The 22762-nt window shown below is 58.6% G+C and carries 26 protein-coding genes and 2 pseudogenes; 24 read left to right on the top strand and 4 right to left on the bottom strand.

Annotated features, from left to right (window positions below; genetic code table 11):
• The first annotated feature begins 19 nt into the window (after positions 1-19).
• Positions 20-253 (top strand): hypothetical protein, encoded by a 234-nt coding sequence (locus HVZ39_RS03160; protein ID WP_181633219.1) that lies wholly within the window; start codon positions 20-22, stop codon positions 251-253.
• 363 nt (positions 254-616) lie between these two features.
• On the opposite strand, the gene HVZ39_RS03165 is transcribed toward HVZ39_RS03160, so the two are convergent.
• From HVZ39_RS03165 to HVZ39_RS03175, 3 genes and pseudogenes are all read right to left on the bottom strand, one after another.
• Complete coding sequence (locus HVZ39_RS03165; protein WP_049043034.1) at positions 617-1825, bottom strand: IS256 family transposase; 1209 nt, start codon at positions 1823-1825, stop codon at positions 617-619.
• 217 nt (positions 1826-2042) lie between these two features.
• Positions 2043-2207, bottom strand: a pseudogene (locus tag HVZ39_RS03170) (transposase domain-containing protein); the annotation flags it as partial.
• Positions 2152-2415, bottom strand: a complete 264-nt coding sequence (locus HVZ39_RS03175; RefSeq protein ID WP_001247776.1) for a transposase — start codon at positions 2413-2415, stop codon at positions 2152-2154. The gene HVZ39_RS03175 and the pseudogene HVZ39_RS03170, both read right to left, overlap by 56 nt.
• A 14-nt stretch (positions 2416-2429) precedes the next feature.
• On the opposite strand from HVZ39_RS03175, the gene HVZ39_RS03180 reads away from it, so the two are divergent.
• The 15 genes from HVZ39_RS03180 to HVZ39_RS03250 all read left to right on the top strand — a co-directional run bounded on the left by HVZ39_RS03180 (position 2430) and on the right by HVZ39_RS03250 (position 16063).
• Positions 2430-2693: a hypothetical protein gene (locus HVZ39_RS03180; RefSeq protein ID WP_001295708.1), complete on the top strand. Its 264-nt coding sequence runs from the start codon at positions 2430-2432 to the stop codon at positions 2691-2693.
• A 228-nt stretch (positions 2694-2921) separates the two neighbouring features.
• Positions 2922-3203, top strand: coding sequence for a helix-turn-helix domain-containing protein (locus HVZ39_RS03185; RefSeq protein WP_000643630.1), 282 nt, complete (start codon positions 2922-2924; stop codon positions 3201-3203).
• A 34-nt stretch (positions 3204-3237) separates the two neighbouring features.
• Complete coding sequence (hsp20, locus tag HVZ39_RS03190; protein ID WP_000350437.1) at positions 3238-3807, top strand: small heat shock protein sHSP20; 570 nt, start codon at positions 3238-3240, stop codon at positions 3805-3807.
• 105 nt (positions 3808-3912) lie between these two features.
• Positions 3913-6762 (top strand): heat shock survival AAA family ATPase ClpK, encoded by a 2850-nt coding sequence (clpK, locus tag HVZ39_RS03195; RefSeq protein ID WP_162648844.1) that lies wholly within the window; start codon positions 3913-3915, stop codon positions 6760-6762.
• On the top strand, positions 6762-6902 hold the full coding sequence (locus HVZ39_RS03200; RefSeq protein ID WP_016154560.1) for a hypothetical protein: 141 nt from the start codon (positions 6762-6764) through the stop codon (positions 6900-6902). Before clpK ends, HVZ39_RS03200 begins: the two co-directional genes overlap by 1 nt.
• Before the next feature lie 87 nt (positions 6903-6989).
• A complete protein-coding gene (gene hsp20-GI / locus HVZ39_RS03205; RefSeq protein ID WP_001275372.1) occupies positions 6990-7448 on the top strand; it encodes a small heat shock protein sHSP20-GI in 459 nt (152 codons plus the stop codon).
• Between the two features lie 22 nt (positions 7449-7470).
• Positions 7471-8385 carry a heat resistance protein YfdX1 gene (gene yfdX1, locus HVZ39_RS03210; protein ID WP_049043024.1) on the top strand — a complete coding sequence of 305 codons (915 nt, stop codon included), beginning with the start codon at positions 7471-7473 and terminating at the stop codon, positions 8383-8385.
• A 102-nt stretch (positions 8386-8487) separates the two neighbouring features.
• Positions 8488-9375 carry a heat resistance protein YfdX2 gene (gene yfdX2, locus HVZ39_RS03215; RefSeq protein ID WP_019077722.1) on the top strand — a complete coding sequence of 296 codons (888 nt, stop codon included), beginning with the start codon at positions 8488-8490 and terminating at the stop codon, positions 9373-9375.
• Between the two features lie 89 nt (positions 9376-9464).
• Positions 9465-10076: a heat resistance membrane protein HdeD-GI gene (hdeD-GI, locus tag HVZ39_RS03220; RefSeq protein ID WP_001090779.1), complete on the top strand. Its 612-nt coding sequence runs from the start codon at positions 9465-9467 to the stop codon at positions 10074-10076.
• 79 nt (positions 10077-10155) lie between these two features.
• The gene (locus HVZ39_RS03225; protein WP_181633220.1) at positions 10156-11301 is read left to right on the top strand and encodes a hypothetical protein; all 1146 of its coding nucleotides are present in this window, start codon (positions 10156-10158) and stop codon (positions 11299-11301) included.
• Positions 11291-11731 (top strand): heat resistance system thioredoxin Trx-GI, encoded by a 441-nt coding sequence (gene trx-GI / locus HVZ39_RS03230; RefSeq protein WP_000786816.1) that lies wholly within the window; start codon positions 11291-11293, stop codon positions 11729-11731. The genes HVZ39_RS03225 and trx-GI overlap by 11 nt, the downstream gene beginning before the upstream one ends.
• Positions 11732-11734: 3 nt before the next feature.
• A complete protein-coding gene (kefB-GI, locus tag HVZ39_RS03235) occupies positions 11735-13450 on the top strand; it encodes a heat resistance system K+/H+ antiporter KefB-GI (RefSeq protein WP_019077719.1) in 1716 nt (571 codons plus the stop codon).
• A complete protein-coding gene (psiE-GI, locus tag HVZ39_RS03240; protein WP_000843382.1) occupies positions 13447-13944 on the top strand; it encodes a heat resistance protein PsiE-GI in 498 nt (165 codons plus the stop codon). Before kefB-GI ends, psiE-GI begins: the two co-directional genes overlap by 4 nt.
• Positions 13922-14887: a zinc metalloprotease HtpX gene (locus HVZ39_RS03245; protein ID WP_162648845.1), complete on the top strand. Its 966-nt coding sequence runs from the start codon at positions 13922-13924 to the stop codon at positions 14885-14887. The genes psiE-GI and HVZ39_RS03245 overlap by 23 nt, the downstream gene beginning before the upstream one ends.
• A 24-nt stretch (positions 14888-14911) precedes the next feature.
• Positions 14912-16063, top strand: coding sequence for a trypsin-like peptidase domain-containing protein (locus HVZ39_RS03250; RefSeq protein WP_000323729.1), 1152 nt, complete (start codon positions 14912-14914; stop codon positions 16061-16063).
• 224 nt (positions 16064-16287) lie between these two features.
• Here HVZ39_RS03250 and HVZ39_RS03255 read toward each other — a convergent pair.
• Positions 16288-16857, bottom strand: a pseudogene (locus tag HVZ39_RS03255) (IS5 family transposase); the annotation flags it as partial.
• Between the two features lie 1121 nt (positions 16858-17978).
• On the opposite strand from HVZ39_RS03255, the gene HVZ39_RS03265 reads away from it, so the two are divergent.
• The 8 genes from HVZ39_RS03265 to HVZ39_RS03300 all read left to right on the top strand — a co-directional run bounded on the left by HVZ39_RS03265 (position 17979) and on the right by HVZ39_RS03300 (position 22751).
• Positions 17979-18842, top strand: a complete 864-nt coding sequence (locus HVZ39_RS03265; RefSeq protein ID WP_016154552.1) for a GTPase family protein — start codon at positions 17979-17981, stop codon at positions 18840-18842.
• 91 nt (positions 18843-18933) lie between these two features.
• Complete coding sequence (locus HVZ39_RS03270; RefSeq protein WP_001548934.1) at positions 18934-19755, top strand: DUF932 domain-containing protein; 822 nt, start codon at positions 18934-18936, stop codon at positions 19753-19755.
• Between the two features lie 216 nt (positions 19756-19971).
• Positions 19972-20673: a WYL domain-containing protein gene (locus HVZ39_RS03275; protein ID WP_001548933.1), complete on the top strand. Its 702-nt coding sequence runs from the start codon at positions 19972-19974 to the stop codon at positions 20671-20673.
• A gap of 36 nt (positions 20674-20709) precedes the next feature.
• Positions 20710-20946: a protein YpjK gene (gene ypjK, locus HVZ39_RS03280; RefSeq protein ID WP_001115854.1), complete on the top strand. Its 237-nt coding sequence runs from the start codon at positions 20710-20712 to the stop codon at positions 20944-20946.
• Positions 20946-21386, top strand: a complete 441-nt coding sequence (locus HVZ39_RS03285; RefSeq protein WP_103468661.1) for a YfjS/YafY family lipoprotein — start codon at positions 20946-20948, stop codon at positions 21384-21386. Before ypjK ends, HVZ39_RS03285 begins: the two co-directional genes overlap by 1 nt.
• A gap of 25 nt (positions 21387-21411) precedes the next feature.
• Positions 21412-21879, top strand: coding sequence for a protein YkfB (gene ykfB / locus HVZ39_RS03290; RefSeq protein ID WP_032200803.1), 468 nt, complete (start codon positions 21412-21414; stop codon positions 21877-21879).
• Positions 21880-21955: 76 nt separating this feature from the next.
• A complete protein-coding gene (locus HVZ39_RS03295) occupies positions 21956-22195 on the top strand; it encodes a DUF905 family protein (RefSeq protein WP_000194654.1) in 240 nt (79 codons plus the stop codon).
• 97 nt (positions 22196-22292) lie between these two features.
• The gene (locus HVZ39_RS03300; protein WP_000211838.1) at positions 22293-22751 is read left to right on the top strand and encodes an antirestriction protein; all 459 of its coding nucleotides are present in this window, start codon (positions 22293-22295) and stop codon (positions 22749-22751) included.
• Positions 22752-22762 lie beyond the last annotated feature (11 nt).

Genomic DNA, 22762 nt, shown 5'->3' on the forward strand with positions numbered 1-22762 from the left:
CCTCTGGGATGCGCTCCGGATGAATATGATGATCTCATATCAGGAACTTGTTCGCACCTTCCTTAATGAGCAGGTGCAGAATCCAACCTTCTACCCGCTGATTGCTTCCATTCAAAAACACTGCGACAAAATTATTATTGAAGGGATTGAGAATAGAGAACATATGGGGTTACTGCGTGAGGTGGGGATTTGGGGATTACAGGGGTATCTTTTTAAATCTGTCCCTTTTAAAAATGTGGATTCATTGCTTTAGTGTTGAAACCATCAAAGGGGCTTACGCCCCTTTGATGTATCACCCGCCTGTGCTGCTCTGACCGCTCAAGGCTGACAAGGTTAGCGACTGTGTAAAACTGGCTTGTGAGGCTCTCGCCTGGAAATCAATGTAATCACTCAATCTTGAGCTATCGCTGGCGATAGTGAGCGGAACAGACGCTTCAAGATTTAGATTGAATACAGGTGAAAGGTTGTACGATAGCGCACTATTGGTACTGGTTAGGGATGATGTAGCAGAATCACGAAGCGCTCCCGCTTGCAGAGAATCACCATTCAGGCTGTATTGTTCTACCGCTGTCCCTGTATGAATGAGCCTGTTTACCATTCTGTGTAAATGCCTTTCTCAGAAGTGACCGTCAAGGCGGTCACCGAACTCGATAATAAAGCGACTCATGGCTATCCGCCAGTCCTGAAGTGGCATCGTCCATTTCTGTGAGGCTGACTGGATAGCCAGCCTCACCACTTTTTTCACCGATTCATCTATCGGGAACACTTTCCGTTTCTTTATCGCATGTCTGATGACGCTATTCAGCGATTCGATTGCGTTAGTGGTGTAGATAACCTTGCGGATCGCCTCCGAATACACGAAGAAGGTGGCAACATTCGGCCAGTTTGCCCGCCAGCTGCGACTTATCTGCGGGTACCGTGCATCCCATTCCTTCCCGAACGCATCCAGCGCCTGCAACGCGCCTTCTTCCGTGGCTGCGCGGTAAACCTGTTTCAGGTCACGGGTTACCGCTTTATAGTCTTTCCACGCCAAGAACCGCAGGCTGTTGCGTGCCATGTGTACTATGCACAACTGGATCTGCGTCTCCGGGTAGACGGCATTAATCGCTTCCGGGAAGCCTTTCAGGCCGTCCACACAGGCGATAAGGATATCGTTCAGCCCGCGATTTTTCAGTTCCGTCAGTACATTCAGCCAGAACTTTGCACCTTCATTTTCGGCCAGCCACATACCTGGCAGCTCTTTCTGACCATCAAGGTTAATACCCAGAGCCAGGAACACCGCTCTGTTGATAACCCGGCTGTCCTGCCGTACTTTCAGGACAATACATTCAAGATAAACAATGGGATAAATCGCATCCAGAGGACGGTTTTGCCATTCTACAACCTGGTCGATTGCGGCATCGGTGACTTTCGATATCAGCGCCGGAGAGACGTCTGCATCGTACATTTCTTTGAAGACTGAGGTAATTTCGCGGGTAGTCATCCCTCTGGCATACAGCGCCAGGATCTGGTTGTCCATGCCGGTAATGCGGGTCTGATTTTTCTTCACCAGTTGTGGTTCGAAGGAACCATCACGATCACGTGGAGTACGTAATTCCATCGGCCCGTCGGTAGTGGTGACGGTTTTCGTGGAATAGCCATTACGGGAGTTGGTTCCCGATTTGGGCTGATTTTTATCATGTCCCAGATGGTGAGTCAGTTCAGCGTTGAGAGCAGCCTCAACACTGATTTTCTTGAGCAGGCGATCGAACTGACTGAGATCTTCAGGGGTTTTGAGATTTTTGGCCAGTTCGTTAGCCAGAGCCTGCAATTGTTTGTCGTCCATAATTTAACCTTCATTTGATGTTGAATTGAACATATCAAAATCAGGCAATTACACAAATATATGTACAGGCTCGCACCTGGGCTTGCCTGACTGACCGCAGGCCGGCGACGACAAGGTGGAAAAGTTCGGCGTGTGGCTCTGGCGGCAACGATCCCGCGAAGGGCGGACGGTGCTTGAGCTGTTGAACGTAAGCATGCGGGCAAACCATCTTGCGCGACTATGCCGGATGCCACCTATGCGGCAGCAGCTCTGCAATCTCACTAGCTCGCTGCGTCGGCAACCGTCTCAGCACATCCTTGAGATAGGCATACGGATCGTGCCCATTATTACGGGCCGACTGGATCAAACTCATGATCGCAGCAGCGCGCTTGAGCATGCGAACCCGCGCCGAGCATTTGAGAAGGCAACGGGATGAACGCTGGCTGGATAGCCGTGGTTTTCTGGGTAAGCAGGCGAATCCATTTGTGGACGAGGTTGGCATTGAGGCTGTAGCCCAAGGCGATGTTTGCGATGGAGGCACCGGGTTCAGAACACTCCTGAATGACCTGGGCCTTGAAAGATTTGCTGTAGGTACGGCGCTGAGGGCGCATGGAAAATCCGCTTGATGGGCCATGGCCTTCGGCGGCGGTGTCGGGAAGGTGTGTTGGCCGGACGGATACTGTTGAACTACGTTGTCTGGGGCAACGGAAGTGTTTCGGCCCGACTCTGGAACGCGATCCGCAGCGACGACTGGGCAATTCCGCACGTTGGCCTGAGCAGCCTCGGGGAAATCGTCGTCTGGGCGCGCCCAGACGAGTTTCCGCCAAGGAACATGCAGACAAGCAAGGGGCTGCGGGCACTCGGCTACAACGTGAGGATCGGTGTTTGATCGAGGCGCCTGTGGCACACGCAGGCTGAGGAGCCAGGCGCTGTCCATTGCCTGATCAGGCCGCCCCCCTGTGCCTTGCCTGAGCAGTTGACCTGCATCAATGGGGCGGGAGAACGCTGCACATTGACTCTTGACTCCTGAAGTTTTTCATAGTAGGTCTAGTATTACAAAGTATTGCAAGGATTTCCTTGGCCGGAACCGCAAAGCGACGCGATTGGAGAGGGTGAGATGAAAGCGCACCTACAGGTGATTTTCACGCTCGATGAATTGGCTGCGTACTTGAAAGTCGGCAAGCGGACGCTTTATCGGCTCGCCGCACACGGGGAAATTCCGGCTTTCAAGGTGGGCGGGACGTGGCGGCTTCGTCAAAGTGAAATCGATCAGTGCATCAATGATCAGACCCGAGCCGGAGCAAAGAAGGAGGTGATGCGCAAGCGTGAACAGCAGAAGTCATCCGAGCAGCCCGTGTCGCCTGGGCGCACTGCCCGTCGCAGCAGGCAAAGGGCTTGAGTAACTCGTTTTCCAATTTTTCTGGAGGTATGACATGGACATCGATTTCAAGAAGTTGGCTCCCTGGAACTGGTTCAAGAACGAGCAGCAAGAGCAGCAGACCGCCTCTTCCCTGCCGGTGCAGCGCAATGACCTGCCAGCGGCGAGCGGGCCAGTCAGCCCGATCCTGCAACTGCGTCGGGAAATCGACCGGCTGTTCGATGACGCATTCCGGGGCTTCGGTTTTCCGGCGTTGAACATGCCGCAGTGGCCATCCGATTGGTCGGGCATGCTGAAGCCGGCCCTGGACATCCAGGAAACCGACAAGCAGTACAAGATTGCCCTGGAAGTGCCCGGTGTCGAGGAGAAGGACATCCAGATCACCCTCGACAACGACGTGCTGATGGTGCGTGGCGAGAAGCGCCAGGAACAGGAGAAGAAGGAAGGTGGCTTCCACCGTGTGGAGCGCTCCTACGGCAGCTTTCAGCGTGCCTTGAACCTGCCTGACGACGCCAACCAGGATTCGATCAAGGCATCGTTCAAGAACGGGGTGCTCACGGTCACGATCGACAAGCGCGAGGTCAGCGCGCCGAAGCAGGGACGCTCGATCCCGATCAACGGCTGACGTCGCCGGCTCGTTCGTCACAAGAAAAACCCGTCCCGAGACGAGGTGTCGCGGCTCGCGATGCCTCGTCGCCTCAACCTTTTCAACCTTCTAAGGAGCATCAGCATGGCCAGAAAACAATGCCAGGTCTGCGGCCAACCCGCCACCGTGCGGGTGGAAGCCAATCTCAACGGTCGTCACAGCACCATGCTGTTGTGCGACGACCATTACCGGCAATTAGTGCGCCAGCAAAAGCGCACCGTTTCGCCGCTGGAAGCCTTGTTCGGTTCGCGCAGCGGCCTGTTCGAGGACTTCCTCGGCAGTGACTTCTTCCGCATCGGCGACGACGCGACGCCAGTTGCCGCCGATACCGATGACGTGGTCGATGCCTCGTTTGGCGAGCCCACCGCCGCAGGTTCGGGTGCGCCGCGCCGTCGCGGCAGTGGGCTGGCCAGCCGCATCAGCGAACAGTCGGAAGCCTTGTTGCAGGAGGCCGCCAAACACGCTGCCGAATTTGGCCGCTCCGAGGTGGATACCGAACATCTGCTGCTGGCGCTGGCCGACAGCGACGTGGTCAAGACCATCCTGGGTCAGTTCAAGATCAAGGTCGATGACCTCAAGCGGCAGATCGAGTCTGAGGCCAAGCGCGGGGACAAGCCCTTCGAGGGCGAGATCGGCGTGTCGCCGCGCGTGAAGGATGCGCTCAGCCGCGCCTTCGTGGCCTCCAATGAACTCGGCCATTCTTATGTCGGTCCAGAGCATTTCCTGATTGGTCTGGCCGAGGAAGGCGAAGGGCTGGCCGCCAACCTGCTGCGCCGCTACGGCCTGACGCCGCAGGCGCTGCGCCAACAGGTCAGCAAGGTGGTCGGCAAGGGCGCCGAGGATGGACGCGCTGAGACGCCGACCAACACGCCAGAACTCGACAAGTACTCGCGCGACCTGACCAAGATGGCGCGCGACGGCAAGCTCGACCCGGTGATCGGCCGCGCGCAGGAGATCGAAACCACCATCGAGGTGCTGGCCCGGCGCAAGAAGAACAACCCGGTGCTGATCGGCGAGCCGGGTGTGGGCAAGACCGCCATCGTCGAAGGGCTGGCGCAGCGCATGGTGGCGGGTGAAGTGCCCGAGACCTTGCGCGACAAGCGCCTGGTGGAACTCAACATCAACGCCATGGTGGCCGGCGCCAAATATCGCGGCGAGTTCGAGGAGCGCGTGCAGAAGGTGCTGAAGGAGGTGACCGAGCACCAGGGCGAGCTGATTTTGTTCATCGACGAGGTGCACACCATCGTCGGTGCCGGCCAGGGCGGTGGCGAAGGCGGGCTGGACGTGGCCAACGTATTCAAACCGATGATGGCGCGCGGTGAACTCAACCTGATCGGCGCCACGACGCTGAACGAGTACCAGAAATACATCGAGAAGGATGCCGCACTGGAGCGGCGCTTCCAGCCGGTGACGGTGCCCGAGCCGACGGTGGCCCAGACCATCATGATTCTGCGCGGCCTGCGCGACACCTTCGAGGCGCACCACAAGGTCAGCATCTCCGAGGACGCGATCATCGCGGCGGCCGAGTTGTCCGACCGCTACATCACGGCGCGCTTCCTGCCGGACAAGGCGATCGACCTGCTCGACCAGGCGGCCGCGCGCGTGAAGCTGTCGGCCACGGCCCGGCCGGTGGCCGTGCAGGAGCTGGAGTCCGAACTGCACCAGCTGCGGCGTGAACAGGATTACGTGGCCGCGCGCAAGCAGTACGACCAGGCCGCCGAGCTCGGCAAGCGCATCGAAGCCAAGGAGGCCGAGCTCAAGAAGCTCGTCGAGAACTGGGAGCGGGAGCGGGCCTCCGGCAGTGCAGAGGTCAAGGCGGAACACGTGGCGCAGATCGTCTCGCGCCTGACCGGCATCCCGGTCAACGAGTTGACGGTGGAAGAGCGCGAAAAGCTGCTGCACTTGGAACAACGGCTGCACGAGCGCCTGGTGGGACAAGACGAGGCGGTCCGTGCCGTGGCCGATGCCGTGCGGCTGTCCCGCGCCGGCCTGCGCGAAGGCAGCAAACCGGTGGCTACCTTCCTGTTTCTGGGCCCGACCGGGGTGGGCAAGACCGAGCTCGCCAAGGCATTGGCCGAATCGATCTACGGCGATGAGCACGCCCTGTTGCGCATCGACATGTCGGAATATGGCGAACGCCATACCGTGGCGCGGCTGGTGGGCGCGCCTCCGGGCTATGTCGGTTACGACGAAGGCGGTCAGCTCACCGAGAAGGTGCGGCGCAAGCCCTACAGCGTGCTGCTGCTCGACGAGATCGAGAAGGCACACCCTGACGTCTACAACATCCTGCTGCAAGTGTTCGACGACGGTCGCCTCACCGACGGCAAGGGCCGGGTGGTGGATTTCACCAACACCATCATCATCGCCACGTCCAACCTGGGTTCGGACATCATCCAGCGACGGCTGAAGGCGCGTGGGGCGGCCGACGAGGAGTACGAAAAGACCAAGACCGAGGTCATGGACGTGCTGCGCGGCCACTTCCGGCCCGAGTTCCTCAACCGCATCGACGAGATCATCGTCTTCCATGCGCTGGGCAAGGAGGAGATCCGCCACATCGTCGGCCTGCAGCTCGATCGCGTGGCGCGCAGCGCCGCCAGCCAGGGCGTGACGCTCACTTTCGATCAGACGCTGATCGACCATTTCGCGGAAGAAGGCTACAAACCCGAGTTCGGTGCGCGTGAACTCAAGCGCCTGATCCGCAGCGAGCTGGAAACTGCGCTGGCGCGCGAGATGCTCGGTGGCAGCATCGGCAAGGGCGATCACGCCAGCGCACGCTGGGACGACAAGGCCGAACGCGTGGTGTTCGAACGCAAAGAGCTACCGCAGACCCCGGCCGAGCCGGAGCAGCCGGATGTCGCGAAGGCGACCGAGACGCCGCACGGCGACGCTGGCAAAGGCTCGCGCAAGAAGAAGTCGGCGAGCGACGCATCGTGATGGGCGTGTTCGAGCACGCCTACCGGATTCTCGACATCAACCGCGCGGTGCTGGAGCGCTGTGCGCGCGAGCTGCTGGCGCGGGAAACGCTCGACGAAAGCGATATCCGTCAATTGACTCAAGGACTTGTTCGGAACTGAAAACAGTAGTAGGTGCCATTCAGAGTAAACCGACGGCTCTGTTCAGTGCGTCATCCAATTCGTCGGCATTGTTCAAGGAGAACCGATATGTCTGCATTGACTCCGTGGGACCCCTTCCGGGAACTGGATGAATTGCAAAACCGCCTGGCGACGATGTTCGGACGAATACCCCAGCGACAGGGCGCCCGTACCGGCAACGAAGCCATGACCACGGCGGACTGGGCACCAATGGCGGACATCAGCGAGGATGAGAACGCATTCCTCCTCAAGCTGGATCTGCCGGAGGTCCCCAAGGATGCCGTGCGCGTCAGCGCGGAAAACGGTGTGCTCACCATCAGCGGCGAGCGCAAACTGGAAAAAGAGGAGCAGGGCAAGAAGTTCCACCGCATCGAACGTGCGTATGGCCGCTTTGTGCGCAGCTTTGTCTTGCCTGACAACGTTGATCCGACCAAGGTGACGGCTTCCATGAAAGACGGCGTGCTGGAAGTGCGGCTTGTCAAGGCCGAGCAAGCCAAACCGAAACAGATTGAAATCTCAGTCAACTAACTTCAACCAAGAGCCCAAGATCATGAATATCAAACAGCCACAATACACCTTCTCCGCACTTGCCCTGGCGGTCGTCGTCGGACTGAGCGGACCGGCTCTGGCCCAATCGGCGGCAGGTTCTAGCCCAGGTGCTGCAGCACCCTCTGCCGCATCCAAGGCGGCACAGCCACAGGTAGATGACAAGGCCGCCCGGGAAGCCGATAAAAAGCGTGCCGAGCTCACTCAAGACGCCATCACGGCGCTCACCAAGACCCAGGAGGCTTTGACCCTCCTTGATGCAAAGAATACCAAGGAGGCGCTTGCTGCGCTGGAACTGGCCAGCGGAAAGCTGGAACTGGTATTGGCACGCGACGCCAAACTTGCTTTAGCGCCGGTCGATGTACGCGTCATCACCCACGATATCCACGCCAACGTGGAATCGGTAAAGAAAGCGGTCAAGTTGTCTCGGGAGTTGTTGGGTGATGGCGAGGTGCAAAAGGCCCGGCCCATCGTTGCCAATCTGGCCAGCGAAATCGTAATCCAAACCGACAACCTTCCGATGGCAACGTACCCGGCAGCGATCAAGTCGGCCGCACGGCTCATCGACAGCGGCGAGATCGACAACGCCAAAGCGGAACTCGTCCGAGCACTGAACACGCTGGTGGTGACCTCGGTCGCCTTTCCTCTGCCCGTGCTACGGGCCGAAGCCGCGATGGCAAAAGCTGAAAAGCTGGCCGAGACCGACAGGCGCGATGCCAAGCAGAACGAGGAGCTCAGCACCTTGCTGTCGTCCGTGCGCACGGAGATCGAGATGGCGCAGATCCTGGGTTATGGCAAGAAGGCGGACTTCAAACCCATCTTCGATCAGGTGAAGTCCATTGAGCAAAAGTCGGCTGGTGGCAAAAGCGGCAAGGGATGGTTCGACGAGTTGAAGACGCGCATCCAAAAGCTGTTTTGAGGTGATGAAGGGGCTGACTGCTCTGCCGGTCAGTCTCGCGATGTTCGCATTCAGCCCCAATAGATTCGCCTATTTTCACTATCTCATACGAGGCATATCACCATGAATGAGCAAACACCGAATCCCAATGCGACGAACGAAGGAATAAACGAACAGGCCGCGGTAAGCAGCCTTCCTGTCAGTCCAGAGTCCAAGCCTGAAGTCGTCACGGAGGTACAGCCTGAGGTTCAGAAAGAAACGGACTCACAGGCGGCAGACAAACGTAAACAAGTCCTCGATGAGGCAGTCTCGGCCTTGTCGCTGACCAAATCAGCGCTGGCCGCACTTGACGGCAAGGACACTGCACGCGCATTGGCAACGCTGGCCGAAGTGACGGGAAAGCTGGAGCTGATCGTCGCGCGCGAACCCACGCTCGCCCTGGCCGGCGTTGATGTGCGCACCATCGTGCACGACTTGTTCGCCAACACGGAAACCATTGAGGCGATGACCGACGAGGCGCTGGATGCCCTCAAACATGGCGAGGTGCAACAGGCTCGCCACGTGCTGGCTTTGCTGGCCAGTGAAATCGTGATCACGGTCACCAACATCCCTTTGGCGTCCTATCCCGCAGCCGTGAAGGCAGTCGTGCCGCTGATCGATCAGGGCAAGATCGAAGAAGCCAAAGCCGCGCTGCAGTCAGCGCTCAGCACGCTGGTCGAGGAGCGCAGCGTGCTTCCGCTGCCCGTCCTGCGTGCGAAGCTGCTCCTGAAGCGCGCCGAGCCCCTGGTAGAAGATGGTCAGCGCAGCGAAGCATCCAATGAGCGCCTGGAGACATTGTTGAACGAAGCCCGGCAGCAGTTGGAAATGGCAGAACTGCTGGGCTATGGAAAAAGGAAGGACTTTGAGCCCCTGTACGCTGAACTCAAGAAAATCAAGGAAAAGACGGGAGGGGGAGGCTGCGGAAAAGGCTGGCTCGATGAAGTCAAGGCAAAACTGTCCAGGTTGTTCTGAAACCGCTGGAGAGGGGGCGCATAGCGCCCCCTCTCTTGTCCCATGAGTGTTTGATTTTTTATTTTGTATAGATCTTTAGGAGATATTGCATGAACACAGACACCATCGCCAATTCCAATGCGGATGACCCCACCAAAGCACTGTGTTCGCTGAGCCAAAATTGGTGGCTTTTTGTGCTGCGCGGTGTCTTGGCATTGATTTTTGCAGCCCTCGCGTTCTGGATGCCACAATCGGCTCTGTTGGCCATGACCATCATGTTCGGCGCATTTTCCTTGGTCAATGGCGCGTTCAACTTGTTTGCAGCGGTGCGCCATATCCAGAAAAAAGAGCGCTGGGGCTGGCTGCTGTTCAGCGGCATTGTCGGCATACTTACGGGCGTCGTCGTCCTGGTTGCTCCTTGGGTCGCCACGATAGTCTTGGCTTCTTTTTTATGGGCTAGCGTGGGCTTCTGGGCGATTTTCACCGGTGTGCTGGAGATATCCGCCGCCGTTCGGCTGCGTCGGGAAATCAAGGGTGAAATCTGGCTTGCCCTCAGTGGACTGCTCTCGATTATCCTTGGTGCTATCGTCTTGTGGATATTTTTTACCCGTCCGGTCGAGTCATTCGTGGCCGCAGGCTGGCTGTTGGGTTTCCATGCGGCAGTCTATGGCGTCACGCTTTTGTTCTTGAGTTGGAGTCTTCGCAAAACGCGCCTGGGGTAAGAGCGTGCCAAACCAAAATCTATGGATATGAGCATCCTCGATTCATGCCTCCATAGAAATGACATCGAAGGAGTCATACATGCAGATACAATATAGCTATCGAGCTATCGACAAAGAGTTTCATGAACCTTGGCAGAGAGCTTTGGGAAATGTGATCGAGCACGCCCTCAAGCCATTGCTCGACAAACACACTAAAGATTCAGCGCGACTTCAAATCGTCCTTGATCGCGATAAGATCAAGCGGCAATTTCTGGCCAGTGGCTATATGCACCTGCCCGGCAAAAAGATTGTCAGCGTTACTGCATCACATGACGAGCTGACGCCCCTCGCGCAGATGCTCGCACAGTCGTTGTTCCGTCAGGCCAGGAAGCATTTTGACCGACTGCATGCTCAGGATCAAATCAAGCGCAAAGCACGACGCGAGCGCTTGCGCGAGCTCAAGGTGCAGATTGCCGCAAAACCCGCATCAGCCGCCCATGAGGCCGAGGTGCCCCGAATGCCTCTACTGTCGAAACTTGAGGCTGTCGCAAGGCGTGAGCTGGCTTATCTGCGGGCCGTCGGCGATTTACCGCGCGATTATCCGACGCTGCGCGACGTGGTGGATGAAGCGATTGTCCGAGCTAAGGTGGAATGGCAATCCGTGCCGGGGGAAAAAGAGGCTTACACCGGTCTTTTGAAGCATCTGTTCGCCGTCCTGGATAACGAAGTGGCAAGCAGCCGGCAATTTGGCGAATCCGTTTCTCTGGACGCGCCGGTCGAACCGGATGCCCAAGACGTGGCCGAGGCCATGGTGGAAGAGGAAATCTTCGAATTTTATCAGCACGATGACACACTCAAGCTGGCCGATATTTTCGCTGGCAGTCAGCATCCCGATGTCGCAACGATCGCGGAACAGGAGGAGCTGATTGATCGGTCGAGCGAGTTCGCTTTTGCATTTGACCTGCTGAAGGACATGCCGCGTTTGTGGCGGCGCATTTTTCTGCTTATCCGTGTGGACGGGCTGAATGCCAGCAGCGTCTCTGAAATCCTGCTGATTCCTAGTAAGGAAGATGCTGTCCGAAGGTGGCTCATGCAGGCCGAAGCATTCATCGCTGCTCATCTGGAAGAGGCCGGAGTAAGCAAAAACGGGAACGATTGGCTCCAAAGCGTTGATTGGTCGGCATTGTCTGTGACCCGAAACGAGGCAGCCTCACTGTGGTCCAAGGAGGCGAACCATGAAGAATGATCTTCACCTTGTCTGCCCGCATTGCCAGTCCATCAACCGCGTACCGACTGCGAAGCTATCGGAACATCCCAACTGTGGCCGCTGCCAGCAGCCCTTGTTCACGGGCGAGCCCATCGAGTTGACCACGGCGACGTTCTCGCGCCACGTGGAGCGCAGCGATCTGCCGCTGCTGGTCGATTTCTGGGCGCCATGGTGCGGGCCGTGCAAGATGATGGCGCCACAGTTCCAGCAAGCGGCGCACCAGCTCGAACCGAGGATCCGGCTGGCGAAGGTGAATACCGAGGCTGAGCCCCACCTGGCCACGCAGTTCGGTATCCGCAGCATCCCGACGCTCGCCCTGTTCCAGGGTGGGCGGGAGATCGCCCGTCAGGCCGGCGTGATGGGCGCGCAGGACATCGTGCGCTGGACGTCGACGCAAGTGGGACGCTGACCGATGCAGGGCTTGCTCGGCACTACACTAATCCTACTGGCGGCTTGCAGCCTGGCGGCGATGGCGACGGCGGCGTTCAGAGTGCCCGCCTTGCTGGGGTATCTCTCTGTCGGCGTTGTACTGGGCCCCTCAGTCATCGGCGTGATCGCGCCGGGGGAGACGCTGAGCTTTCTGTCCGAGCTGGGCGTGGCGCTGCTGTTGTTCATGGTCGGACTGGAATTCTCCCTCGGAGACTTCTGGCTCGCCCGCAGGACGGTGCTGATGGCGGGCGCTCTGCAGATGATCGCCGTGGCCCCGCCGCTGATCCTGCTATTGATGTGGCTGGGGCAGCCCGGCCAGAGCGCCGCGCTGCTCGGCACTGCGGCGGCCATGTCGTCCACGGCGCTGGTCAGCCGACAACTGGCCGACCAAGGCGAGCTCACCACCCGCCACGGACGCAGTGCCATCGCCGTGCTGGTCTTTCAGGACCTGGCCAGCGTGCCCCTGCTGGCCTTGCTGGCGATCTGGGCGCGCGGCGAGTCGCCGAAGATCGAGCATGTGCTGCTCGAAGTATTCGGTGTGCTGCTGCTGTTCGCGGCAGCGGCCCTCGCCTCGCGCCGTCTGTTGCATGGCCTGCTGGGCTGGGTGGCGCGGCGGGGCCACGAGGAATCGTTCGTGCTCGTCTCCTTGTGCGTGGTGGTGGCCGCCGCCGCCGCTGCGCACGCGGTCGGCGTATCTGCCGCCCTGGGGGCCTTCCTCGCCGGGATGGTGCTGGGCGAGAGCGACTTCCGGCACCACATGGAAAGCCACCTCAGGCCGTTTCGCGATGTGTTGTCGGGCGTGTTCTTCGTGACCATCGGCCTGCAACTGGACGCAGCACAGATTCTTTCGGCACCGCTGGCGGTGCTGGCGTGGCTGGTGGTGCTGGTACCGGTCAAGATCCTGCTCAATACGCTGGCCTTGCGGGCGACGCGCCTGTCCGCCCTCGATGCCTGGCGCACGGGCATAGCGTTGGGGCACGGCGGCGAGTTCGCCCTGCTGTTGTTGGGCACGGTCTTGCAGCAGCATCTGATCCCCGCGACCGTCGTCCAACCCATGCTGGTCGCGCTGGTGCTCAGCATGGCCCTGGCACCGCTACTGATCCGCCATCACGATGTACTTGCCCGGTTCTTGAGCCGCACCGGCGGCGTCATTCAGCCACCCCAGGCTGAAGAAGTCGAGATCGCCGCGCAGACGACGCGATATCGAGACCATGTCATCATTTGCGGCGCGGGCGAGCTTGGCCTGACAGTCAGCGAGATTCTTCGCCACGCCGGCGTGGCGCATCTGCTGCTGGAGGCGGACGCGCAGAAGGTCGAGGCCGCGCGTGCCGCCGGCGCGCCGGTGTTCCATGCCGATGCCAGTCGGCCCGATACCTTGCTGGCTGCCGGCTTGACGCATGCGCACTTGGTGGTGCTGACGTTCGCCCATGCCCAGCAAGCGTTGCGCATCGCCCAGGCGATTGCCGAGCGCCGTCCGGCGCTGACCTTGTGGGTGTCATGCAGAAGTACGACCGCGGCCGATGCATTTCGCGCCATGCCCAACGTGCGCGTGTATCAGCAATCCTTTGCCGCAGCTATTGGGCTGGCGGAACAGGTGATGTCGACGCTTGGCATGTCGACCGAGCTGATTGAAGGACACATCAGCGCAATGCGCCGCCGTCTCGACAGCAGCCGTTTTCCAGGGAGTTCATCGTCATGAAATCAACACGCCTTAACCCATTTCAGGTCTTACGTGACCAATTGGCCATCATGAGTTTTTACGAGCGCTTCGAGCAGGTCGTCGCGCTCGTGCTGTCGGCGGTGATCGCCGTCATCATCGTGGTGTCGCTGTTCCAGCTCATCTCCATCGTCTTCACGCTGCTGGTTCTAGATGCCTTCAATCCCCTGGACCACGAGGTATTCCAGAGCGTGTTCGGCATGATCATGACGCTCTTGATCGCGATGGAGTTCAAGCATTCCATCGTGCGCGTGGCGCTGCGTCGGGACAGCATCATCCAGGTCAAGACGGTGGTCCTGATCGCGCTGATCGCACTCTCCCGCAAGTTCGTGATCCTCGACTCCAACGCGAGCCCCGCAAAGATAGCCGCGCTGGCAAGCGCCACGCTGGCTCTGGGTGCGACCTACTGGCTGCTGCGCAAGCGCGGCGACCGCGCCGCCGAGACCTCTGAGCATGACCCGTCATCATCCCAGTGATCCGCGCACGGCGCTCTTGCAACACCGCTGGCTCAACCGCCTGCAGACCGGGCTGTTGGTCCTGACCCTGGTCGGGATCGCAGCCGCAGCAGGGAGACTGCCGTTTGGGGAAGGCTGCCTGTGGCTCGCGCTGTTTGCCGTTGCAGGTGCGTTGCTGCTGGAACCGGTAGCCGCGTCGGCGCTGAGCTTGCGCCTGTACCGCGTACGGGCCTTGCACCCGCAAGAAGCCCACGAGATGTGGGCCCTGTTGCGCGAGCTGCCCGCCCGTGCCGGTTTGCCCGCCACGCCGGTGCCGCACTATGTGCCCAGTGCCGTCGTCAACGCCTTCGCCACCGGATCGAAGCAGGAGGCATCGATCGCCCTCACCGATGGCCTGCTGCGCAGCCTGAGCCCACGCGAGCTGGCGGGTGTGCTCGTGCACGAGGTCGCGCACATCGCTAATGAGGATCTGCGTGTCATGGGGCTGGCGGATTCCGACAGTCGCCTCACGAGCCTACTGGCCCTTATGGGACAGATCGCGATCCTGCTCAGCCTGCCCGCGCAGCTGGTTGGCGCGGCGGAGGTCTATTGGCCTGGTCTATTGTTATTGGCCGCATCGCCCCAGCTGGCCCTGCTCGCACAGCTCGGCTTGTCTCGCGTGCGTGAGTTCGACGCTGACCGCCTTGCGGCGGAACTGACTGGCGACCCGCAGGGGCTGGCGTCCGCGCTGGCAAAAATCGAGCGGGTCAGCCGCTCCTGGCGTGCCTGGCCATGGTCGGGATGGGGCAATCCCGAGCCCTCCTGCTTGCGCACGCGTCCGGCAACGCAAGAGCGCATCGCACGCCTGCTGACGTTGGCGCCTGGGCCAGCATCAGCGTTGCCACTCCGCGCGCCCCATTTTTTGCCGGAATCTGCTTTGGCGACGCGCCCACCGCGCTGGCGCCCGAGCGGGCTGTGGCGCTGATTGCCCATCAACAGGAGACGTCTCATGGCCTATCTCGACCCGTACCAACGCCCCGCGCCGGACCGCTTCGTCCGGCGCGGGCTCTTCATCACCGCCTGCATTGCCGCGCTCATGCTGCTGTGGCAGTTTCTGCCCGCCATCGAGGCATGGTTCAGTCCGCGCGAGGCAGCAGAACGCACCGTGATGGCGCGTGGCGATCTGGCGGCGGACGAGAAAACCACCATCGAACTGTTCGAAAAATCGCGCGCCTCGGTGGTCTACATCACCACCGCGCAATTAGTACGCGATGTCTGGACGCGCAACGTGTTCTCCGTGCCGCGCGGCACTGGCTCGGGCTTCATCTGGGACGACGCCGGCCACGTCGTCACCAACTTCCACGTCATCCAGGGCGCGTCCGAAGCCACCGTCAAACTGGCCGACGGCCGCGACTACCAGGCCGCGCTGGTGGGGACGAGCCCCGCGCACGACATCGCCGTGCTCAAGATCGGCGTCGGTTTCAAGCGCCCGCCGGCCGTGCCGGTCGGCACCAGTGCCGACCTCAAGGTGGGTCAGAAGGTGTTCGCTATCGGCAACCCCTTCGGCCTGGACTGGACGCTCACCACTGGTATCGTCTCCGCGCTCGACCGCTCGTTGCCGGGAGAAGCGGGCGGCCCGGCCATCGATCACCTGATCCAGACCGACGCCGCCATCAACCCCGGCAATTCCGGTGGCCCGCTGCTCGATTCGGCTGGGCGGCTGATCGGAATCAATACCGCCATCTACAGTCCGTCTGGCGCCTCGGCCGGCATAGGCTTTGCGGTGCCGGTCGATACCGTCATGCGCGTGGTGCCGCAACTCATAAAGACCGGCAAGTACATCCGTCCGGCACTGGGCATCGAGGTGGATGAGCAGATCAACGCGCGTCTGCAGGCGCTGACCGGCAGTAAGGGCGTATTCGTATTGCGCGTGACGCCGGGCTCGGCGGCGCACAGGGCCGGGCTCGTCGGCGTCGAGGTCACCGCAGGCGGCATCGTGCCCGGCGATCGCGTTATCAGCATCGACGGTATCGCCGTCGACGACGTCACCACATTACAGGCCCGGCTAGACGACAAGAACGTTGGAGATGTTGTGGTCTTGTTAGTGGAGCGGGCCGGCAAGACTCGCGAGATGCTTGTGGAACTACAACCGGGAGTTTGATGGAAAGTGGGTCATGGATCTGCACAGCGAAGCAGCCAAGCGACTTCAGCCTTGCGCCGAACTACGAGCCCTAGCTAGGGATGGTCTGAAGTAGCCCTGTATTTCCGGCTGACTTCAGCCACTGCTGATTTTGAAAGCGGTGAACCGATCAAAAACGATCGGATCACCCGCTCATTTCGGTGCTTTCAGCCGTCGCGAGCACCTTGCGACGGCCATTTTCCGCATTACAGGCGCACCTCTCCTGCGCTTGCCAGCAAATGTCGGCGGGCCATCCATAGGTTCGACAGGGCAAACAGCGTCACCAGTTGTGCAGTGTTCCTCACCAGCCCTCGGAAACGTACCTTGGTGTAGCCGAACTGCCGCTTGATCACGCGAAACGGGGGCTCTACCTTCGCTCGCACTTGCGCCTTGGCTTTCTCGATCTTGCGCTTGGCTTTGTACAGGGCGCTGCGTTTATCGAGCATCTTGTAGGTGCTGCGGCGTGCTGCGACCTGCCAGATCACTTCTCGGTCGGCATGCTCGGAGCGCTTTTCGACGCCGGTGTAGCCGGCATCGGCGCAGACGACGTTCTCGTCGCCGTGCAGCAGCTTGTCGACCTGGGTGACATCCGCCACGGTGGCTGCCGTGCCCACCACGCTGTGTACCAGCCCCGATTCATCATCAACGCCGATGTGCGCCTTCATGCCAAAGTAATACTGGTTCCCCTTCTTGGTCTGGTGCATTTCCGGGTCGCGCTTGCCGTCCTGGTTCTTGGATGAACTGGGCGCGTGGATCAGCGTAGCATCGACGATAGTCCATCTTGATAATATCGGGCCGCTCAACGCTCGGGTACGGCACGAAATCCAGCTCGACGATGCGCGTCCACTGGATGTCGTTATCCTGTCGTTCGTTGGCTTGTGGCTCCTCGTCGAGCAATGTTGGTGCTTCGATGCGGGTGACGACGAAATCCCGAAACTCTCTACTCTTGCGATCAAAGGGACGTGCCAGCGCATGCCGGTATCAACCAAAGCAAAGGGCACAATTACCCGCTCGGACTCGCCGCTGCTCATCGAGTAGTAGCGGATGGCGACGGGTCGCTTAGCGTGGATGCCTCGGCAAATCGTGGCTAACACATCCATCTTGGGAATGCTTAGGGCTGCGGGGGATTCGCATGGTAGCAGCGCCTGCATTGAGCCGTTCACGCCATCGCCAAAACCGAGAGACAGCGCCGACAGAACGCGCAGCGATGCGTGCTCGAACAACGGTGAGAACTCCTGCCCGATGCGATAAATCTTGTTGCTACCATCGAAGGTGATGTTATGCGGCGCAATTTCCCGGTACAAAGCCAAATCGCGTGTCGCCCCTGCCGGAGCCACACCGAAGCGCTCAATCAGATCAGGGCGTCCGATCTCACCGAAGAAATAGAGCCGAAAATCGATGTAGGCCAACCTCTCGCGCTGGACCAAACTCAAGTCCTCAAGCCGCTTAGAAAGGGAACCAAGCATGAATCATCACTATAGGGAAAAAATGAATATTTAATACGGTAATCCATAAAGTGCCATGATTATAATCAAATTGATGATAATCAGCATTAATACTTATGTAACAGCAAGAATTTATGTCTTAAACGTAGACAGTCATCGTATGGGCTGATGTTTCTATACCGTTAAATTGATGCCATCCAACTATAAAACCTTGCTGCCCAATGCCCTATAGCTCCCTCAGGCAATTTGCCCTTATCCACTGTTCTGGTCTGGGGATGAGGGATATCAGAATAACCTAACGACTCAGGGACTGGGATCACAGGCAACCGTGGCTCGTCGCTTACCTTAATTCAAATTATTTTCAGATAGATATCATTCTTCTGAACATACCCGATTAACGGCAGAATCTCACGATTCTGCCGTTTTTGTATAATTTTTCAGAGGAGTAGCTAATGAACAATTCTGAAGGTTTGAAGTCGTTTCAGCAATCGCTTGCTGGCCTGCCACAGTGGGTGTCTGAACGTATATTGCAGCAGATAAATCAGTTAACCCATTACGAGCCAGTAATCGGCATTATGGGTAAGAGCGGTGCCGGTAAATCCTCACTCTGCAATGCCCTGTTTGCCAGTGAGGTATCACCGGTCAGCGATGTGGCGGCCTGTACACGTGAGCCACTGCGCTTTCGCCTGCAGGTTGGCGACCGCTATATAACGCTGATGGATCTGCCCGGCGTGGGCGAAAGTGGCGCTCGCGATACCGAGTATGCTGCGCTGTACCGCGAACAGCTTCCTCGCCTCGACCTGGTACTGTGGCTGATTAAGGCCGATGACCGGGCGCTGACGGTGGATGAACATTTTTATCATCAGGTGATTGGAGAGGTATACCGGCATAAGGTGCTGTTTGTTATCAGCCAGTCGGATAAGGCCGAACCTACCAGCGGTGGGGGACAGTTGTCCACGGCGCAGAAGCAGAATATCAGCCGCAAAATCTGCCTGCTGCATGAGCTGTTCCAGCCCGTCCATCCGGTGTGTGCTGTGTCGGTCCGTCTACAATGGGGGCTTAAGGTGATGGCCGAGCGGATGATTAAGTGCCTGCCACGTGAGGCCACCAGCCCGGTGGTGTCGCAACTCCATCCTTCCTTTCGCACGACGGTAGTCCGGGAACAGGCTCGTAGCGATTTTGGTGAAACCGTCGGGGCCGTACTCGATAGCATCAGTGCCTTTCCCCTGATACCCGCCCCGGTACGGGCTGTCATTCAGGCCGTGCGCACCACGGTGGTGTCAGTGGCCCGCGCCGTCTGGGATTTCTTCTTCTGAGTATTTAACCCATCCCTGTTACTTCCCTGCCCCTGTCGCAGATGCGACGGGGATCCCTTTTATTTGTTTTCCCGTTATGAGGAGTCTGCTTATGACCCGTCTGGCTTCGCGCTTTGGCGCAGCAAATCTTATCCGTCGCGACCGTCCGTTAACCCGCGAAGAGCTGTTTCGCGTGGTGCCCAGTGTATTCAGTGAGGACAAACATGAATCCCGTAGTGAACGCTACACCTATATACCCACCATCTCCTTGCTGGACAGCCTGCAGCGCGAAGGCTTCCAGCCGTTCTTTGCCTGTCAGACCCGGGTACGCGACCCGGGTCGACGCGAGCACACAAAACACATGCTACGCCTTCGTCGGGAGGGGCAGATTACCGGTAAACAGGTACCAGAAATTATCCTGCTCAACTCCCATGATGGCACCAGTTCGTACCAGATGTTGCCGGGTTTATTTCGTGCGGTTTGTCAGAACGGGCTCGTCTGCGGTGAGTCATTTGGCGAGGTGCGTGTGCCGCACAAAGGCGATGTAGTGAGTCAGGTGATTGAGGGGGCCTATGAAGTGCTGGGCATTTTTGACCGTGTGGAGGAGAAGCGGGATGCGATGCAGTCGTTGCTGTTGCCACCACCTGCGCAGCAGGCACTGGCAAAAGCCGCGCTGACGTACCGCTTTGGTGAGGACCACCAGCCGGTGACTGAGTCGCAGATCCTCTCCCCGCGCCGCTGGCAAGATGAGAGTAGCGACCTGTGGACCACGTACCAGCGTATTCAGGAGAACCTGATTAAGGGTGGGCTCAGTGGCCGTAATGCCAAAGGAGGACGGTCACATACCCGTGCCGTTCGCGGTATCGACGGGGACGTGAAACTTAACCGGGCGCTGTGGGTGATGGCGGAAGCGATGCTCACGCAACTGCAGTGACCGTTTAATGTTGCCGCTTTGTTAATATCGGACACCACCTGTCCGCATCGCACCGTGCTGGCGGTCCTCACTCACTGAGGAATGGCCTGTAACCCCCGCTGCCTCTGGCTTTTGCAGAAATGAAAAATAGTTTCTGTGATGTCCATACCCTGTCCGACCCCCTCTTTAAAGTAATCACATCATTTTCAGTCAGTTAACTTTCACGGAGAACGTCTCATGACACAGGCAGAACGCCGCCATGACCGGCTGGCTGTCAGGCTGTCACTGATAATCAGCCGTCTGGTGGCAGGGGAAACACTGAGTGTGCGTAAGCTGGCCGCTGAGTTTGGTGTGTCGGTGCGCACGCTGCGGCGTGATTTTCGTGAGCGGCTGATGTATCTGGACCTGGAGTATCAGTCCGGATATTGCCGCTTACGTACTGCGGGCAGTGAGACGCAGATGGTGCCCGACGTGCTTATCTTTGCCCACCGCAGCGGGATGGCCGGTCTTTTCCCTGGCTTTGACCGTCGTCTGGTAAACGCACTGCTGATGTGCGATGAGTCTCCCTGCGTAATCGCACCCGCCAGTCCGGCTCCTTCGCCATCAGGCGCATTGTCTTTCTGGCGACTGATTCAGGCCATTACCGGGCGCAGGCGGGTAACGCTGATTGCCGAGGGGCAGCGCTGTGAGCGGCTGGCTCCCTGCCGGTTACTTATCCACCAGCAGGCCTGGTATCTGGTGGCAGAGCACGACGGACATATCGCCGTATTCACCCTGGATGAAATCCATCTGGTTCAGCCCCTGCAGGAGTCTTTTCGCCGCAACGACAGTCTGTGCAGTCTGGTTGAAGACCCGGTGTTTATTCAGGCCTTACCCCATTTTCGCTTTATCCAGCAGTCGCTGCTTGCGTTTGTTCCGGCCGACAGCCCACCGGAATAGTGCAGGTCTATCTCAACTCATCCGCAGGGAGAGCCTATGCCATTCATTGCCATTATCGCCATTGTTGTCATCGTCATCATTCTGAACAAAACCGGGGTGTCCGACAGCCTCACGGCCCTGACCCTTGCCACCGTTGCCGCACTGCTGACGGGCGGAGGGGCAGCCGGTGCGGCCAGTGTCGCACTGACACCGTTCGTCGGCGTGCCGGTGGGTATTTTCGTCGGCATTTATGTCTTTGCCAAAGTGGTTCGTCTGATTTCAGGAAAAAAATAATGAAACGTAAAACACTGCCTCTGCTGGTGCTGGTTGCCACCACGCTGTTTCTCAGCGCATGCGATAACAGAAGTGATGACCTGAAGGCCATCAGCAAATTTAAGGATCTAACCCCACCGCGTTTCAGTGATGTGGTCAGCCACCAGGATGATGTCAGCGAAGAATGGTCACAGGTTGACTACTTATCCGGTCCCACCTTGCAGGTTTTACGTACCCGCCAGTCGCCCGATGGCTGCGAGGATGGCAGTTACTACTACCTCGTGGATATGCAGGAAAAAACCGTCCAGCCACTGATGAATGCGCTGTGTATTGCCGATAACATCAAACTGGAATACCAGGAGGTGACGGACCCGTATACCAAAGAAAAATACTTTGAGTACGCCCATGACGGCAAACTGATGGGGCGACTGCTGATACCCTCAAACCCTGAGAACCAGTAATAAAACAACGACAAAGGAGACAAGAATGACAATACTTTCACTAAGTCGGTTTATGCTGGCGGGTGTACTGCTCGCGAGCTTTAATGCCTCTGCTATCCCGGGGTTCTGGCAGCAGGGTTACGGTCAGGGCAATACGGAATACAGCGTGACCGAAGCCAGCGGAAAGACGTTTACCATCAACTGCACAGGGAACCCGGACCAGAATGGTTTCTATCAGCATTCAGTCTTTCTTACCCTTGCCGATGACAAGATGGTCAGTTCGCACGATGACGACACCACTATCACCGTAGTGATGGATCACCAGCAGTACATTATTCCGTCCAGCCTGGGCTGGCGTAACGGCGATAACGCCTGGTTTGACTTCATCAGCAATATCTCTGAGGCCGGGCAGTTCGACGTCTACGTCAATGACCACAAAGCAGGGACCTTCACTGCGGACCGGAAGAACGCTGAGAAAGTTCTGTCCACTCCCGGAGACTGCAGCAACGACTGATAGTAGTATCTTCCCCAGCAAATCCACCCCGACAGCTAGCAGGCTGCCGGGGTTTTCTTTTATCAGGAGCCCGAAAATGACCCAATCCGTGTTGCTGCCACCGGGGCCTTTCACCCGGAGACAAGCGCAAGCGGTCACTACCACGTACAGCAATATCACACTCGAAGACGACCAGGGCAGTCACTTCCGTCTGGTGGTTCGTGATACTGAAGGCCGGATGGTCTGGCGGGCATGGAACTTTGAGCCGGATGCCGGTGAAGGTCTTAACCGCTATATCCGCACCTCAGGCATCCGTACAGACACGGCCACCCGCTGATCGCGAAGCATTTACCCGCATTCACCTCCCCGAACACACTTTATATCCCCATACGCCAGCCATCGCCGCTGGCGTTTTTATTGACGGAGACATACCCATGACAACACAGACGCAGCACGACCTCGCACCCGCTAACCAACCCGAATTTGAACTGACCGTCACGCCGGTCCCCGATGAACAGCGTATCGATTTCTGGCCACAGTACTTTGGCGCTATCCCGCAGTGGCTACTCCTGGAGCCGCATATCTTCGCCTGGATGGACCGCTTCTGTGAGGGCTACAGCGGTGGTATCTGGTCGTTCTACACCCTCAGCAATGGCGGCGCATTTATGTCCCCCGAGCCTGACAACGATGAGACATGGCGTCTGTTTAACTGCCTGAACGGTAACGATGCCCAAATGAGTGCAGAAGCAGCAGGTATTGCTGTCTGCCTGATTGCGTATAGCCACCATGCCTGCCGTACAGAATGTGACGCGATGACCGCACACTATTACCGCCTGCGGGAGTATGCCATGCAACATCCAGAGGCTCACGCCATTCTGCGTATTATCGACTGACCGAAGGAGCA

The sequence above is a fragment of the Citrobacter sp. RHB35-C21 genome, assembly GCF_013816515.1.
GTDB classification, from domain to species: Bacteria; Pseudomonadota; Gammaproteobacteria; order Enterobacterales; family Enterobacteriaceae; genus Citrobacter; species Citrobacter braakii.

Coding starts and splice junctions, on each gene's coding strand:
- hsp20 (WP_000350437.1), top strand. CDS start 3,238: ATGGACATCGATTTCAAGAAGTTGGCTCCCTGGAACTGGTTCAAGAAC.
- hsp20-GI (WP_001275372.1), top strand. CDS start 6,990: ATGTCTGCATTGACTCCGTGGGACCCCTTCCGGGAACTGGATGAATTG.
- HVZ39_RS03160 (WP_181633219.1), top strand. CDS start 20: ATGAATATGATGATCTCATATCAGGAACTTGTTCGCACCTTCCTTAAT.
- HVZ39_RS03250 (WP_000323729.1), top strand. CDS start 14,912: ATGGCCTATCTCGACCCGTACCAACGCCCCGCGCCGGACCGCTTCGTC.
- HVZ39_RS03165 (WP_049043034.1), bottom strand. CDS start 1,825: ATGGACGACAAACAATTGCAGGCTCTGGCTAACGAACTGGCCAAAAAT.
- trx-GI (WP_000786816.1), top strand. CDS start 11,291: ATGAAGAATGATCTTCACCTTGTCTGCCCGCATTGCCAGTCCATCAAC.
- HVZ39_RS03225 (WP_181633220.1), top strand. CDS start 10,156: ATGCAGATACAATATAGCTATCGAGCTATCGACAAAGAGTTTCATGAA.
- HVZ39_RS03175 (WP_001247776.1), bottom strand. CDS start 2,415: ATGCGCCCTCAGCGCCGTACCTACAGCAAATCTTTCAAGGCCCAGGTC.
- HVZ39_RS03270 (WP_001548934.1), top strand. CDS start 18,934: ATGACCCGTCTGGCTTCGCGCTTTGGCGCAGCAAATCTTATCCGTCGC.
- ykfB (WP_032200803.1), top strand. CDS start 21,412: ATGACAATACTTTCACTAAGTCGGTTTATGCTGGCGGGTGTACTGCTC.
- HVZ39_RS03200 (WP_016154560.1), top strand. CDS start 6,762: ATGGGCGTGTTCGAGCACGCCTACCGGATTCTCGACATCAACCGCGCG.
- kefB-GI (WP_019077719.1), top strand. CDS start 11,735: ATGCAGGGCTTGCTCGGCACTACACTAATCCTACTGGCGGCTTGCAGC.
- ypjK (WP_001115854.1), top strand. CDS start 20,710: ATGCCATTCATTGCCATTATCGCCATTGTTGTCATCGTCATCATTCTG.
- hdeD-GI (WP_001090779.1), top strand. CDS start 9,465: ATGAACACAGACACCATCGCCAATTCCAATGCGGATGACCCCACCAAA.
- HVZ39_RS03180 (WP_001295708.1), top strand. CDS start 2,430: ATGGGCCATGGCCTTCGGCGGCGGTGTCGGGAAGGTGTGTTGGCCGGA.
- HVZ39_RS03295 (WP_000194654.1), top strand. CDS start 21,956: ATGACCCAATCCGTGTTGCTGCCACCGGGGCCTTTCACCCGGAGACAA.
- HVZ39_RS03265 (WP_016154552.1), top strand. CDS start 17,979: ATGAACAATTCTGAAGGTTTGAAGTCGTTTCAGCAATCGCTTGCTGGC.
- yfdX1 (WP_049043024.1), top strand. CDS start 7,471: ATGAATATCAAACAGCCACAATACACCTTCTCCGCACTTGCCCTGGCG.
- HVZ39_RS03275 (WP_001548933.1), top strand. CDS start 19,972: ATGACACAGGCAGAACGCCGCCATGACCGGCTGGCTGTCAGGCTGTCA.
- HVZ39_RS03245 (WP_162648845.1), top strand. CDS start 13,922: ATGACCCGTCATCATCCCAGTGATCCGCGCACGGCGCTCTTGCAACAC.
- clpK (WP_162648844.1), top strand. CDS start 3,913: ATGGCCAGAAAACAATGCCAGGTCTGCGGCCAACCCGCCACCGTGCGG.
- HVZ39_RS03300 (WP_000211838.1), top strand. CDS start 22,293: ATGACAACACAGACGCAGCACGACCTCGCACCCGCTAACCAACCCGAA.
- psiE-GI (WP_000843382.1), top strand. CDS start 13,447: ATGAAATCAACACGCCTTAACCCATTTCAGGTCTTACGTGACCAATTG.
- HVZ39_RS03185 (WP_000643630.1), top strand. CDS start 2,922: ATGAAAGCGCACCTACAGGTGATTTTCACGCTCGATGAATTGGCTGCG.
- yfdX2 (WP_019077722.1), top strand. CDS start 8,488: ATGAATGAGCAAACACCGAATCCCAATGCGACGAACGAAGGAATAAAC.
- HVZ39_RS03285 (WP_103468661.1), top strand. CDS start 20,946: ATGAAACGTAAAACACTGCCTCTGCTGGTGCTGGTTGCCACCACGCTG.